Source organism: Lacticaseibacillus sp. 22 (assembly GCF_055413445.1).
The window spans coordinates 151,085-166,389 of sequence record NZ_JBVAYD010000003.1; the positions used below are offsets into that span (position 1 = coordinate 151,085).

General features: G+C 46.8%; 10 protein-coding genes. 1 reads left to right on the forward strand and 9 read right to left on the reverse strand.

The genetic code is table 11. The features are described from left to right. Positions 1-223: 223 nt before the first annotated feature. Positions 224-2,947: a family 78 glycoside hydrolase catalytic domain gene (locus ACWP87_RS03015; RefSeq protein ID WP_014570111.1), complete on the forward strand. Its 2,724-nt coding sequence runs from the start codon at positions 224-226 to the stop codon at positions 2,945-2,947. Positions 2,948-3,152: 205 nt separating this feature from the next. On the opposite strand, the gene ACWP87_RS03020 is transcribed toward ACWP87_RS03015, so the two are convergent. The 9 genes from ACWP87_RS03020 to ACWP87_RS03060 form a co-directional block, all read right to left on the reverse strand. Next, positions 3,153-4,127: an aliphatic sulfonate ABC transporter substrate-binding protein gene (locus ACWP87_RS03020; protein WP_014570112.1), complete on the reverse strand. Its 975-nt coding sequence runs from the start codon at positions 4,125-4,127 to the stop codon at positions 3,153-3,155. Continuing rightward, on the reverse strand, positions 4,117-5,649 hold the full coding sequence (locus tag ACWP87_RS03025) for an AMP-binding protein (protein WP_014570113.1): 1,533 nt from the start codon (positions 5,647-5,649) through the stop codon (positions 4,117-4,119). Before ACWP87_RS03025 ends, ACWP87_RS03020 begins: the two co-directional genes overlap by 11 nt. Further along, positions 5,600-6,841 (reverse strand): acyltransferase, encoded by a 1,242-nt coding sequence (locus ACWP87_RS03030; protein ID WP_014570114.1) that lies wholly within the window; start codon positions 6,839-6,841, stop codon positions 5,600-5,602. Before ACWP87_RS03030 ends, ACWP87_RS03025 begins: the two co-directional genes overlap by 50 nt. After that, positions 6,838-7,539, reverse strand: coding sequence for an ABC transporter ATP-binding protein (locus ACWP87_RS03035; RefSeq protein WP_014570115.1), 702 nt, complete (start codon positions 7,537-7,539; stop codon positions 6,838-6,840). The genes ACWP87_RS03030 and ACWP87_RS03035 overlap by 4 nt, the downstream gene beginning before the upstream one ends. After that, positions 7,532-8,350: an ABC transporter permease subunit gene (locus tag ACWP87_RS03040; RefSeq protein ID WP_005716598.1), complete on the reverse strand. Its 819-nt coding sequence runs from the start codon at positions 8,348-8,350 to the stop codon at positions 7,532-7,534. The genes ACWP87_RS03035 and ACWP87_RS03040 overlap by 8 nt, the downstream gene beginning before the upstream one ends. Before the next feature lie 240 nt (positions 8,351-8,590). Next, entirely contained in the window at positions 8,591-9,259 is a 669-nt protein-coding gene (locus ACWP87_RS03045) for a B3/B4 domain-containing protein (protein WP_014570116.1), read from the reverse strand. A gap of 690 nt (positions 9,260-9,949) precedes the next feature. Then, positions 9,950-11,785 carry an ATP-binding cassette domain-containing protein gene (locus ACWP87_RS03050; RefSeq protein ID WP_005687784.1) on the reverse strand — a complete coding sequence of 612 codons (1,836 nt, stop codon included), beginning with the start codon at positions 11,783-11,785 and terminating at the stop codon, positions 9,950-9,952. Next, positions 11,772-13,562: an ATP-binding cassette domain-containing protein gene (locus ACWP87_RS03055; RefSeq protein ID WP_014570117.1), complete on the reverse strand. Its 1,791-nt coding sequence runs from the start codon at positions 13,560-13,562 to the stop codon at positions 11,772-11,774. Before ACWP87_RS03055 ends, ACWP87_RS03050 begins: the two co-directional genes overlap by 14 nt. Positions 13,563-13,786: 224 nt before the next feature. Continuing rightward, complete coding sequence (locus ACWP87_RS03060; RefSeq protein ID WP_005687781.1) at positions 13,787-14,971, reverse strand: MFS transporter; 1,185 nt, start codon at positions 14,969-14,971, stop codon at positions 13,787-13,789. Positions 14,972-15,305 lie beyond the last annotated feature (334 nt).

The window sequence follows — 15,305 nt, forward strand, 5'->3', positions numbered from 1 at the left end:
TCTTTAGTATCAAAATGATTTTTAGGGACATCAATCTAGCAAGTTTGGGACAAATCTCCATCTATGAAAAGGCAAGATTTTAAGCAATAACTGATATCACGCATTTCATAACTTCATATCAAAAGCGACTTTTAGTAAACGCTTAAATGCCATATTGCATTTTCAATTTTTAAAAAGTACGCTAAAAAAAAGAACGTTTTACTTAAAAAGGAGCTAATTAGGCATGCCAAATATAACACCATCGTTACTCGCGCCGGATCATCTGCGCGTTAACTTGCAACATTTTGCTTATAACGTCCAAACGCAACCGCATTTCAGCTGGTGGAACCACAGCAATCGCACCGGAGCATCGCAAAGCGCGTATCAGCTTACGGTCTTTCAGCGCCTTCAGGATCGTCAGGATCATAAATATTTGTACGATAGTGGTTGGGTAACGAGTTCGAATAATACCGCGGTGACGGCTGCAAAGTTATCCGATCAACTCGTTGCTGGTCAATTGTATTATTGGCAAGTTCGCATCAAAGACAACGCCGGAAATATCAGTGACTTCTCCCAGCCTGCCAAACTGATCTGTGCCGATCCGTCGCTACCGGTTAAGCATGGCATCTGGCGCCAACCTCAACCCAAAACGGCCCAAGAGTTGGCACACATCGGTCAGGTTGTCTTTTTGCGCAGCCCTCAACTCAAGATCAATCCGAGCGAGGTTGATACTGCCATCATTGTTGCGGTGGCCCGGGGTAATGAACCGGTTTTTGCTCAAAGTTTCGATCTTTATCTCAATGGTCATTGTCTGGGGGTTGGCTCGGCTCGCCAACAGGAACACGATCATGGAACAGAAAAAACGGCTATTTACTATAACGTTTATGAAGCTACCGATTTTTTGCAAGACGGGGCGAATACCGTTGCAGCCTTGGCCACTGCAAGTTCAGATAAGCAGGCATTCTGGTGTCAGCTGATCCTGTATAAACATGACGGAACGAAAGAAGTTGCCACGACCACTGACAACACCTGGCGCGCATTAGATGGCAGCAGTGCCTTTGGCGATTATGGCGTTAAGATCAGAACTCAATATTTCGGTATGGTCAGTGAAAATATCGACATGCGTTACTATCCTCAGAACTGGACCAGCAGCGCATTTGATGATCATGACTGGCCGCTTGCATGGCAGAATCCTCACCAAATGATTGCCGACAATGAAGTACTGGTGCCATATCGAAGCGAAAATACCGAGCGAGTGGAAGTGCATGATCGCAATAAACGGGTGGTCACTTTTTCCGATCAAAACTATCTGTTGGACTTGGGCAAAGAGATCATTGGCGGGCTAAAGGTCAATCTGTTCAGTGCCTTCGATCAGCGTGTCACCGTGATGATGGGTGAACAACTAAATGACGACGGCCACGTCCGGCATGAGATGGCGTGCGGACCTGATTACATCGAAAACTGGGCGCTTGTAAAAGGCCAGAATCAATTCACCACTTTACAAATGAAAAACTTCCGCTATGTTGAACTGGTAGGATTTGAAGGCGACTTGCCGCTTGATGCCATTAATGGTTGGGCCATGCAACAAGCATTTCCGGATAATGAGAGTCGGTTTGATAGTGACAGTGAGTTGTTAAATCGTGAGTACGAGTTGTCGAAGTATACGATCAAGGCGACGAATCAGGATGTTTTTGTCGACTCACAAGCACGCGAACGCCGGCCGTATGAAGGCGATCTCCTTGTGAATGCCAATACGAGTTATAGCGTCTCCTCAAACTACTCACTGGCTCGGCATTCTCTGGATTATTTAATTGACAATCCAACCTGGCCCGAAGATTACAAACTGTTCGCAATTGAAATGGCTTGGCTTGATTATCTCTATACCGGTGATGATGATTTACTGCAAACTCGTTACACTGACTTACAGTACAAGCTAAATCGCGGTAAGTCCGCAGAAAGTTTTGACGGCGCCTCGCAAAGTTTCACTGGTTCGCTGAAGAACAGCCAAGGTGTCGACAATTTTGACGCTGCAGTTGGCTTGGTCACCAACGATGGGCTGGTGGACTGGCCGATTTCCGAACGTGACGGCTTTATGGAAGGTACTTACAATACGCCATTTAACGCGATTTTCCATGGTGCTTGCGCGACGATGGCCAAAATTGCGCGCGTCCTTCATCATCCCGATGACGCTGACCGTTACCAGAAACGAGCGGAAATCATTAAGACGAATCTGATTGATAAATTATATGACCCGCAAACAGGCCGGTTCTTCGATTCGTTAAACGCGGATCTATCTGTTAATCGCCATGCATCACATCACGCGTCTGCTTACGCGCTTTGCTATGGCGTTTATACTGATCAGGATATGGCCGATCGATTAAGTCATTTTGTCGCCAATGATGGTCATTTTGTCGGTAGTATCTACTTTATCTACTTCATGCTCAAAGGACTCTTTGAAGCCGGTCACGCAGCCGACGCCATCACGCTGTTGACCGACCCTGACAACCACAAGGATCATAAGTCATTTGCGGCGATTTTAGACAGCTTAAAAGCAACCATTGCCCCGGAAGCTTGGAGTAATGCGTACAAGCCAAATCTCACCTTATCCCATCCGTGGGGCGCCACTCCCGGCTTAACGATTGTTCAAGGGGTCTTTGGCATCGTGCCGCTCGCGCCTGGATTTACAACCTTCAGAGTCAAAGTTCGCCCTGGCAATTTGAAGCACTTAGATCTCACGACGCCATCAGTCAAGGGACTTATCACCCTGCATTATCGTCACGAGCCAACACACCAGACGCTTGACGTAACCGTGCCAATGAATACCACCGCACAAGTTGAATTACCTGATGATGCCCACGCCATTGTCGTTCACGACCAGTACGGAAAAGACTGGACCACTTCGATCGAACATGACCACGACACCTTGTCCATCCCCATGGGTCGCTATCAGATTCAATATCAAGCTTAGTGTCTACCAATCTTAAGTTTTCATGACTTTGGTCAATTTTACATTAAACAAAAACCAGCTAGGCAGCAATTGACTGTCGAGCTGGTTTTTGTGTGGTGAGAGCGAGCCGGCGCGATTAGAAGTCGGAGTGTAAGCGTCCTTACACGCAGATCCCTGAGCTGGTGAACGCGTTATGGTTGTTGCGGACCGAATCATCTAGCTGGTTTTAATTGGAATCGCTGACCAGGGTTGTCTTCATATCAACCTTCGTCGTGATAACCCCATCCTGATAAAACACATCGGCAATGGCGTTTTCTTCTGCCACAATGCTACTGTTGGCACTAATCAGCGTCATGGAATAGGTGCGCCGTTCTACCATCTTTTTAATCACTTTATCGGAGAGATTGAGGGTTTTACTGAGCATCGCAATGAGTTGCGTATGATGGCTATTGGCCCAAGTCATATCGTCATTTAGTTCAGTCGTCAGTAACTTACTTAATGATGTATGGGTCTTGGCATAGCTCTGGGTTGAAATCAGGAAATCACGGTTCTTGGTCAAACCGGTGCCGTTGGTCAACAGCTTAGCACCTTGATTGACTTGGGCCGTTGACGTATATGGATCCCAGGTAACCCATGCATCGACACTACCTTTAGCAAATGCAACCGAGGCCGAGCTTTGATCCATGTTCACCAGTTTCACATCACTGGTGCTGAGTCCGGCTTTCTTGAGCGCCTGGATGATAAGGTACTGGGCGGCAGTGCCTTTTTGATACGCAATGGTCTTGCCCTTTAATTGCTCAAGACTGGTGATGCCGCTATTTTTACCAACCAAAATACCACTACCATATTCTTTGGTGGCCCCAGCGGCAATTAACGCAATATCCGTGCCAGTTGCTTTGGCAGTCACAGGCGGTGTATCCCCGACCCGCGCATAGTCGATGGCACCGCTTTTAAGTGCCGTCATCAAGGCTGCTCCGTCAGAGAACTCCTTGAACTCAACCTGATAGCCTTTTGCTTTCAACTTTTTGGCTAATTCGCCACGCTGCCGGGCAATGTCGACAGGATCGGCTTTTTGATAGCCAATCGTGACGGTCTCAAGGTTGCTCGATGCCGTGGCGGTTTGCGTATAACCGTAAACCGCCACGCTCAGCCAAGCGACTAAGCCCACTAACAATAAAACCAGTCGTAACTTACGCTTCATATAGCTTCCCGCCTTGCATTAGTTGTTTGCGGAGTTTCGGCCGTAGTACCTTACCAGTAGCATTCACCGGAAAAGCTTTGACAAAAACGACTTCGGTTGGGCATTCATAAGCGGCTAAATGTCGACGGGCAAAATTGAGTAAATCAAGCTTGGCCTTTTGCGGGTCTTCCGTGGCGTCTTGGCGAATCACAACGGCTGTGACTGCTTCACCGTATAAGTTATCCGGTAAGCCGATAATCGCCACTTGGGCAACCCAGTCTAGTTCGTTTAGGACATTTTCAACTTTGGCCGGGGCCACTTTTTCACCGCCGCGGTTAATCATTTCTTTGCGCCGGCCTTTGACAAACAGATAGCCGTCTTGATCCAGATATCCGAGGTCACCAGTTAGAAACCAGCCATTTTCAAAAGATTCCGGGTGTGGCTCAAGATAATCATGAATAACGTGATCGCCACGCAGAACGATTTCGCCTTCAACAAATGGCTTTTTGGTAAAGGTGCCATCCGCTAATTTGATTCGCAACTCAGTCCCCACCGGCTTACCGGCTGAACCGATTTTCGGGGCATGAATCGGATTAAGCGTACTTTGACTAGCCGTCTCAGTCATGCCATAGCCTTCCAGAACCTGGGTGTGAAAATGCGACTGAAAGGCAACCAGCTTATCTTCTGGTAATGCAAAGGAAGAGCTGCGGACAAAGCGTAAATGAATGTTGCTGTTGTAAGCCGCTAACGCCTGTTGATTCATCAGCAAGATTGAAATGATCGTCGGAACCACCGAGACCCACGTGACATGATTGGTTTCAATCGTCGGCCAGAATCCCGAGGCGGAAAACTTCGGCGCAATCACCAGCTTACCGCCTGACAACCTAGTAGCAAGTACCGAGATGACCTGGGCATTAATATGAAACATCGGCATGACCACCATCGCGGTATCATCCGGCGATAGTGCGTGACTCTTGGCATCATGAAGCGCAGCATTTAATAACATCCGGTGCGTCAAGCCGACTCGTTTAGGTTTGCCCGTGGTCCCGGAAGTGTTGAGGATCAATGCCAAGTCGTCCTCTTGTGGCCGTGCTTGAGGGGCATTAATCCGATAAGCCAACTGACTCGCATCGGTCAGGATTGCCAACTCGGAAATGGTATGCAACTGTACTTTCTCCCAAGGAACTAGCGGGGCTTCTAAAGCTTTGCCCACGGTCGGTAACGTGATGACCGCTTGATAGTGGTAAGTTTCCCATTCCGTCAGCAATTCCGGTAGTGGCGTTTTGGCAGCGATTGGATGGGCAACAGCCCCAATTTCCCAGAGCGCCTGATTAAGCGGTAAAAAGACCGGCGAATTCGGTAAAGCAATTAAGACTTGGTCGCCGGCGCCAATTTTCTGCTCAGCAAACTGATCACGTAATGCGGCAACATCTTCTTCCAAATCGCGTCCGGTGTACCAAGTATTAGCCTCAACGGATTTGACTAATGGGTAATCACGATGATTGATGAGATTCTGAGATAACTGATCGGTGAGTTTGCTCATGATTCAGGACTCCTTTCGTAGCTAACAACAATGACTGCGGACGGCCAATGAGCCATCCAAACGGGGAAACTTTGTAACAAAACCAAGCGATGGCAAAGGAAATGCCGAGAATGCTGAGATAACCCAGCGGCAACAGTAGCATTAACATGAGATTACTAAGATGAACCAGTTCCAAGACACCGCCTAATAGCGTGATGGCAATGGTTTGGCAAAGATAGACACCAAACGAAACTTGTGCGCCATGACCAACCAAACGAGCAAACCAGTGCGTTGGCTGTTTGGCGTGCCACCTGGCATACTTTTGACCAAGGATGGCGACAAAGGCGATCATCACCACGTCATATACCAACATATACGGCTGATGAGGTGAAACCGCAGCACTGTGAGTCAGGCCAAGAATCTGTTTGTTGAAGCCATAAAGACCAACTGTTCCTAAGCTGAGAAACAAGGTGCTCCAGCCGATCAGGCGCTGATGGGACATTAACCAGGTTTTAATCGCTTGGGCGTGTAGGCTGAATAAACCACCGGCAATGAAGAAGAATTGGTAGGTCACAACATTGACGCCATATGCTCTAAACCACCATAACCAGTGGCTCGTGTCGATATGCGGCAGCCCATACTTGATGCCTGCGACAATGAGTAACTGTAAAGTAAAACTAGCTAGCAACAAGGCGCCGTGATGCTTTTCCGTTTTTTTGAATAGCCAAAGCATCGCCGGAAATAACAGATACAGTTGTAAGGTTACCAAGACGTAATACAGATAAAATTGATCACCATGCAATAAGGCACTGAGATAATCCGGCCAGAAGTTGGCAACGGTGAAGCCGCCAATGCCCAGTAGCACGGCACTGATCATTAAGATCGTGTTCCACAAGACATAGGGAACGCCAACTGTCGTGAAACGTTTTTTGAAGAACCGCGGCCAGTTACGTTGCCGGGAGTAGTAGACCATCGTCAGCACCAGCCCTGTCATGAACATGAAGCCCATGCGTGTGAAGTGAATCATGAGGTGGGTGGCGAGCAAAGCCGTGCTGGCAAAACCAGAAGACATTTGATGTTGAAATGCCGTGGTGGTGTGGTTCAACAAAACGCCGGCAATGAAGATCAGTCGCATTAAGTCGATCTCATAAAGGTAGCGATGCTTAGTTGGCTTTGCCGTCGTAGCATTCGCTGTTGCCTGCACCTGTTTCATACGGTCACCGGCTCTGCTAGAATGGCCTTCAATACCCGCGCTGCCGTTTGGGCAATAACTTCTGGTGACTCACCACGAGCTCCTGCTGTTTCGGTGACCAACTGACCATCTTTAACCACGATAATCCGATCTGCCATCCGTGCCGCTTCATTAACATCATGCGTGATCAACATCGTACTCAGCTTTTGGGTAGTGAAAATGTGTAAGATGAGATCTTGCATCCGTTGACGGGTCAACGCATCCAAGGCGCCCAGTGGTTCATCAAGCAAGAGCAGTTGGGGCTTGGCCAACAATGCTCGTGCTAAGGCCAGACGTTGTTTTTGACCACCAGACAGTTGTGCCGGATAGCCATCACTTTTATCGGCCAAACCGACTGCTTTTAACAGCGACTTAGCCTCCTTAACCACTGCCGGATCATGATTCTTGAACGAAACATTATCAAGATTGGTTAACCACGGTAAAAGCCGATCATTTTGGAACATCACGCGCATTACCAAGTCGTTTTCGCGCGTCAGTTTGCCAGCAGTCGGGGCTTCAAGTCCGGCGATTAAGCGCAGAATCGTACTTTTACCGCCGCCACTCATCCCGACTAGTGCTAAAAATTCGCCGGGATAAAGATTGAGTTGAATGTCATGAAGAACGGTTTTATCACCATAGACTTTTTCAATATGTTGAAGTTTGACAATTGGGTTAGTCATTTTCAGTCCCTCCTTGCCGCCAACCGAGGAATAGGCGCTCCAAGCTTTTTGCGATCATATCGGAGAGCTTGCCCAGTAAGGCGTAAATCAAAATGCAAAGTAACACCGTATCCATCCGCATAAATTCCTGTGCATTGGTGGCCATGTAGCCTAAGCCAGATGTGGCGGAGATCGTTTCGGCAACAATCAAGGTTGTCCACATCACCCCTAGCGCATACCGCACGCCCATAAGAATATTGGCTAAGGCACCCGGGAAAACAACGCGGGTGAACAATGCGCGTCGGGATAAGCCATAAGCACGGCCCATTTCCAATAACTCCGGATCTGCGCCGACAATGCCTTGATACGTGTTGATATACATCGGGAACATAACCCCGATGGCAACCAACGCAATCTTGGCCGGTTCGCCAATGCCCATTAAGATAATCATGAGCGGAATTAAGGAAAGGTGCGGGATATTCCGCAACATTTGAATCGGACTATCAAGCAAAGCGCGAATCGGTTTGACTAATCCGTTGATCAGGCCGAGTGCGAAGCCGACACTACCGCCAATCGCAAACCCAGCCGTGGCTCGATAAAGACTAATGGCAATATTCTTTGGCAATTCACCGCTTTGCCACAGCGAGATCCCGTCTTGAATGACCGTTGACGGTGCGGGAATCAAGGAACTCGTCACCCAGTTAAAACTGACCGCCGCCTGCCAGCTCATCAGGAACGCGAGCGGTACCAGCCAAGGCAGGATCTTTAACCAATTCACAGACGGTTTAACCCGTTTTTTCGGCTCCTGCGTCAGTGTCGTGACTTCTTGCATCAGCGCCATCTCCCTTAAGTTGATGATGTTCATACTAGTAGCGGTAACTTAAAGCTGACTTAAGCAAGTTTGAAGAGTTCGTGACGAAAACGGCATGAAAAAACGCCCGCTTCACTGTCAATAACAGTTAAAAGCGGGCATTCCCGTGGATCAGATGTGTTTTTGAAAGAGAAAATAGACAATTGATAACAATTGACGTCATCTAAAAAGAAGCCGGTGAAGCAAATTTTCTCAGCAAGATCAATTAAGCAGTTTGCCTTGACCCCCTAAATATTTGGTTGTTAGGTCAATCACGCGTTGGGCCGTTTGGTCAACCAACGCTTGGCTTGTGTTTTCATTTCCTTGGACGATGTAATAAAGATGGGTGGTTTCAGGCGTCACTTTCGTTTTTTCCACTTGCCGGGTTTCTAAGTGGCAAATGATTTCGTTGCTGTCATCAACATAAGCGTACTCGCCTGCTTTAACCGGTTCCGGCTGACCGTCTGCACCGATGGGAACGAAACGCTCGGTGCCATCAGTCAGCCGTAAATTGACATTGCCATCAATGTGCGCAATGTCGTGGGCGCCAAGAGCAAGGTGACTTTGAATCGAAATGAGGTTGTATAAGTCAACCACTGGATTAATGGGCACAAGCTCCCCGCGTTTCAAAATTAGCTTCAATAATGTTGCTGGCGCTGGGGTGTTGTTGCGCTTAGGCAGATGAACAGCACGATGCAAGTCCCAAAAGCCCTGAATAATCGGATCCTGCTTAATCTGATCGCGATTCAATGTTTCCAAAACCGTTGCAATCTCTGTGGAAATGGCTTGTTTTAGAGCTTGCGGGTAGTGGTGATTGTCGATGCCGGTTAGCTCAACGCCGCGGATTTTGACGCCTAGTGCTAGTACTTTGGGATCGATGATGAAGTTCATGGCTATTCCTCACTTTCTGGGGGTGCGGTGGCTGCGTTTTTTAGGCGGGAGGGAGTTCTGTTTTTCGGTTGGTTTTGGGGGCGACTTTGCGTTCTATAACGCGATTCCTGGTGCAGAAATTTGCGTGTAAGGGCCTTAGTTGCAATGGCTAAAGCTCGGCCATTGTGACTGAGGCCGCTTATGTTCCGGCTTACTCCCATAACGCGCTCCCCGGCGCAGAAGTCTGCGTGTAAGGACCTTAGCCGCAATGGCCAAAGACCGGCCATTGCGACTGAGGCCGCTTATGTTCCGGCTTACTCCCATAACGCGCCGGCTCGCGCTCACTCAAAAACAGCATCCATCCCCGTTTTACCAAGGGACGAATGCTGCAACGCGGTACCACCCAAATTCACATTACCTTCACAAGCAATGCCTCAACGACGCCGAAATTCATGATCTTTCGAGGTCCGGAAAGTTAACGGCTCCGACCGACTAGCCTGCGTTAACAAACTAATGACATGGCAAAGCTCATCTTCACAGTGGTTGCAGTCATCCTTTTCCACCAGCCGGATTCTCTGTGGACCGAAACCACCGTTACTCTTCTTTGCGTCTTTAACGATTTTGAATTAACCCTATGCTAATTCGAGCATTAGGAAAAGTCAATCAACACCTGACAATAGTAGCCATTAATCAACGTCAAAAGTTAGCGCCTTATCTATCCGGCAGCACATGCTCATCACCATACAGTTCAGCTTGGCTCTGCCATAATTCGCGGAAATAGGCCGAGCGTTGAAGAAGCTCTTCTCGCGTTCCGATATCTTCAATTCGGCCAGCTTTTAATAAAATAATTTGATTGGCTAATGTCACCGCGCCGATACGATGCGTAATGAATAGTGAAGGGGTTTCCTTAGACAGCCGTTTGATTTTTGTAAATAAAGCCAACTCTTTTAACGGGTCCATCGCCGCAGAAGGCTCGTCGAGGATTTGATAAATGCCTCGCTTGTACTGTGCTCTAGCCACTGCAAGCTGTTGGCGTTGCCCGCCGCTGGGTTGAAAATTGCCTTGCTGATAACTTCCGATTTCAGTGGCGGCTTGTTTTGGCAAGTGCGCCACCCAACTGTCAATCCCATTTGCTGCCATCACCTGTGCAAGCCGATCCTTATCTGGTTGAGTGCTGGCGGTAATGTTTTCGGCAATTGCAAAATCAAAAATGGCATAGTCTTGGAATACCACTTTGAATAGTCCTAAGTAAGCAGCCGCTGATATTTTAGCAATGTCATGACCGTTAAATAAGATTTTCCCGGCAGTCGGTTGATATAGTCCCAGTAACAATTTGACTAAGGTGGTCTTGCCACTGCCATTTACACCAATCAACGCAGTCACGCCGGTTAAGTCGAGAGTAAAGGAAATATCATGCAAGACCTCCTCGCCATCCGGGTAGGCAAACGAAACATGGTCAAAAACAATGGTATTTTGCCGTTGAACTGGCGGGGTCTTACTCGTTGGCGTTGTTGTTTGGTTCTTAGTGGTCAATATCTCATTGACATAATCCATCTGATTCTCAAAGCGCAGGAATCGTTGCCAAGTCGCTACGATCAAACTAGCAGCACTGGTCATTTGAACCACGCTGCCAAATAAGGTATTAAGCTGCCCCACCGGCAACAAGCCGCGATAAATTTTAAACACAATTAATAGAAACAAAGCCATCGTCGCAAACGCCGCCATTAAAGCAGTGATCATTTGCGAACCGCTGTCGTTAACCACCAGCTTATGATTGGCAGTCTTTTCCTCAGTCCACGTTGCCCGATAGCGTTGTTGAATCGGCGTACCTAAACCCCAAATCTTGATAGACTTAAGTCCTTCATAGGCGTTGACGACATTCATCAGAAAATAGTTCATTTTTCTTTCCAAGCCCATCAAATCCTTGAACAACTTAAAACTTGCGCGCGTCAGAGATTGGTAGATGTGAATGAGCAATGCTTCGCCCAAAAATAATGTAAGAACTGTCACTAAAACTACCGCGGTAATCACTTGACTGCGTGTCGTCCCAGCAACCACTAGCCAACTAATCAAGCCTAAACCGACAATTACGGTCACAACCCCTTGAATCAGGTTTTGTAATTGGCTAAAGAAAACCGGAATCCCGCCTGAGTAACGAAATGACGCCTCACTTTTCATCATCTTGGCAAAATAGCGCTGAGTCTCAAGTGTTTGAAAATCAACCTGCTCCCAAGTTTCATACATTGCCAGTTTTAGCTGCTCATTAGCCTGAAGCGTTTTAACTTCCAAATAGCGCTGAATGCATACGGCCATCAGGTAAGCCCCGCCAGCCGTCCCATAAAAATAGCCAATAAGTGTCGGTACCGTTTCTAGATGACCCGCCAAAATAGCGTTAATGATTTGGGTATTACCCAGAATAATCAGAAGCGGCGCAATGGCGTTCAGTGTGCTCATGAATATTGCCAGCACAAAAAGGCTTTTCCCAAACCGGGCAATCAAGCGTCCTGTTGCCAAGGCTTCTTGTAGCTGGGCTTTAAGCTGTTTCATGATCGCCACCTCCAACGTACATTGAACGCTGTGCTTCCCATAAAGCGCGATAATCAGCAGAATTTTCCAGGAGCCAATGATGCGTTCCCGCCGCCACCACGGTTCCGTCTTTCATCACAAAGATTTTGACATTCCGAACCGCAAGCGCACCAAGCCGATGAGCGACAATAATCGTGGTTTTATTGACGAGTTTTTCATCGATTAAATCGTAAAATTGTTTCTCACTCAAAGGATCAAGCGCGGCTGTCGGTTCATCAAGAATATTGAAGTCGGCTTGACGATACAGTACACGGGCAAATAGCAGTTTCTCTTTTTGCCCGCCTGACAATTGAATCCCATCATCCGCCAATTCGTTATCGATAAAAGTCTGCACGCCTTGAGGAAGCCCAGCGACAAAAGCACCTAACCCCACTTCATCAAGCACCGCTTTAACCCGATCCAAGTCGATCTTTTCAGGTGTTGTGCAAGCAATGTTTTCTGCAATGGTGAAGTGAAGTATCACGTCATCTTGAAACTCAACGGCCAACCGACGCTGAATAGCAGCAGGCGTCCAGTCCGAAATTGCTTGGCCATCCATGACAACCGATCCGGCTGTTGGCAAGTAAAGTCCGCAAAGCAATTTGATGAGTGTCGACTTGCCGGCACCATTTTCGCCTACAATTGCGACTAACTCGCTTGGCGCAATGGAAAGATTGACATCGTGCAAAATAGGCGTCTTGTTGACTTGATAATCCACATGCGTCACGTTGATTATGCCAGTGCCACTAAAATGTTCGGCATTTTTGTGCTGGTGATGGCGATAAGGAAATGCCATAAATTTTCGAAAGTTATCGACAAACACCAGATTTTTCCCTACCGCCGCGTACGCATCTCTAAGTTGACCAAAGTTACTATTAAGCGTTTGAATCGCCGTGATAAAAAACAGCAGACTGGCAACAGAAATATTCCGGGTTGCCAGCAAAATCAGTAATGACAGCGCTAGACCGCCGACATTCACGATGCGCTGACCGAGATTCACCATTAACGTGATATTGGCATAATGTCGCTGCCATGCCACTAAGCGCTGAATTAAATCGCTAAAGTGCTGGTGGAAAACCCCAAGCATCGCAAACAAGCGAATATCTTTGCCGGTCGAACGCTTCATCAACGTTCGAACAAAATAATTCTGATAACTGGTAATACGATTCTGGCTGTCTTTATGCTTGAAATACCATTGATTACTCAGCCGCTGAAACAGGTACTGCAAGACATTAAGTCCAAAAACCACCGCGGCCGGCCAAAAACTCAGTGTCCCCATCATCACCAGCAACACCGCAATCTGACAACCCGTGCGCACCAAAATAATGGTCTGATCGACAATCGCCCCGATACCAACATTAGCCCCATTATAAATAGCTTCATACGCCTGATCGATGACCGTTTTTCCCGCCACCGAATCAATCAAGCGCTGATCCCAACCGAAAATATGCTCCGAAAACACCGGTACATAATCAAAACGGAAATCAAACGTCAATATTGACAGGCACTGCTGCAAGAACAGATCCAAAATTCTGATACCATAGACAAAAACGCCAGCAATAAAGATAACTAATATCGTCAACCCGACACTCAACTGCTTGGTTTCTAACAAAATGACTGCGAGCGGCGGCAGCAATGAAATCCCAACCACATAAACGATTTCGACCAAACACAGCCCGCCCAATAAGGCTCCGAACTTGAAGCGATATTTGCCAATAAATTTAGCAAGTATGTAGCGCCAGTTGCTAGCTTGTTCCATAACGGCCACCCCCTGATATCACCAAAGGCTTACGTTTGTTAAAAGCAAAAGTCACCATTCACAGTGAAAATGAGCACCCATGTCAAGATTGTTTTGTACAAGCGCGAGGATAACTTTTCATGTGCTCACACTGTTTAAGAAATGATTAAAGTATAACTTACACCTAAAAAAATGCAGTCGCAAAGTATGCCAACCTTTGTGTAGCAAGAACAGTATCATCATGACTAATCTAGCTTCCGAATAAATCGCATCCAAATAAGCAATGAAGACAGTGCCAGCCCAACCGCACTAAGGATCAAGACATTCCACCCCAAGATTGGAATCACACGGCCAAATAAAAAGTCGGCCGGCGGGATTAAAAGCGCACTAAAAATAAACAAGATTGAAAAAACGCGACCCAGATAATCATTTTCAGTGATTAACTGTAGCGCAGTGAATACCTTGGCATTGAATCTCGTACCAAAGAAGCCATTGATAAACGCGGCAAAAAGTAACGCGGGATAAACTCTAAAGATCCCGGGAATGAGAATGGACAAAGCAAGCAAAAGTACATCTATGTAGTAACCATTCTTCCCACTTTTTTGGTTAAACAGTGCCAACAACAAGCCTCCGACAATGCCGCCAATCGCCTCGATACTGATCACTGCGCTATACCAATCACCATTTAAATCTAACGAAACCTTCACCAAATATGGTAGTGAAAGCGTGTAAGCTTCTGCAAAAAAATTAATCGTGGCAATTAATACCAGTAACCCCAAGATTGTTTCTTTCTTTCGCACATAGGCCATACCAGACTTTAATTTGGGCAAGATCTGCAATTTTTCTTTATGACTGTTTTTTTCGGTATACCGGATGGTTGCGATTAATAAAGCGGACAAAACAAACGAAACCCCATTGATTAAAATAAAGCCATTAATGTTACTGTGAAGCTTCAATAACAATGCGCCAACCAACGGGCCAACCACTTTGATCGTACTTGACAACGTATTTTGAACCGAATTAAAAGGCTCGATTTGGCTTTCATGAATGACATTAGGCACAACGGCTTTTGCTGACGGCGAATTAAATGCCAACGAAACGTTAAGCACCGAACTCGTCAGAATCAATAGCAGTTTGCCTGCCACAACATCGCGAAGCAAAAAGGCGCACATGAAACAGGTCACTCCGCTCAACAGATCAGCAAAAATCATCATGTGTTTGCGATTAAACGAGTCAACAATCGGGCCAGCAAAAACATTGGCAACGATAAGGACTATACCGCTGATACCGTTAATTAATCCCAAAAGTTCTGTTTGATGCGTTTGCTCAACTAAGAACCAGTTCATCCCGTAAATATAGACCATGTCGCCCAGTAAAGAGAAGCCGTATCCAAGAAGCAAAGGAAGCGCGTTTTGCATTCGCTTAATCATGATGTAATTCCTCGCTGTTCGAGCATTCGATGGTATTTGTATGTAATGCACTTATCATTTTAATGACCTCGCCAGATTGAATTGTCGTCATTGTTCGCGATCAATCACGCTGACTTCAGACGCCTATCACTAAAAGGACACCGCTAGATTTCTTTGAACAAACACATGCTTTCCATCATAAAGGTTAAGCTAAAATTTATCAATCGTTAATTTTGTTCTTCTAATGCTAGGTGCTGGATCAAAATGATAAATTCGCAAGTAAACCGCGAAAGCTTCCAAATCTCCTAAAAATGAAGCGTATTTTGGACAGCAAAAAACCACCCGAACAGATAAC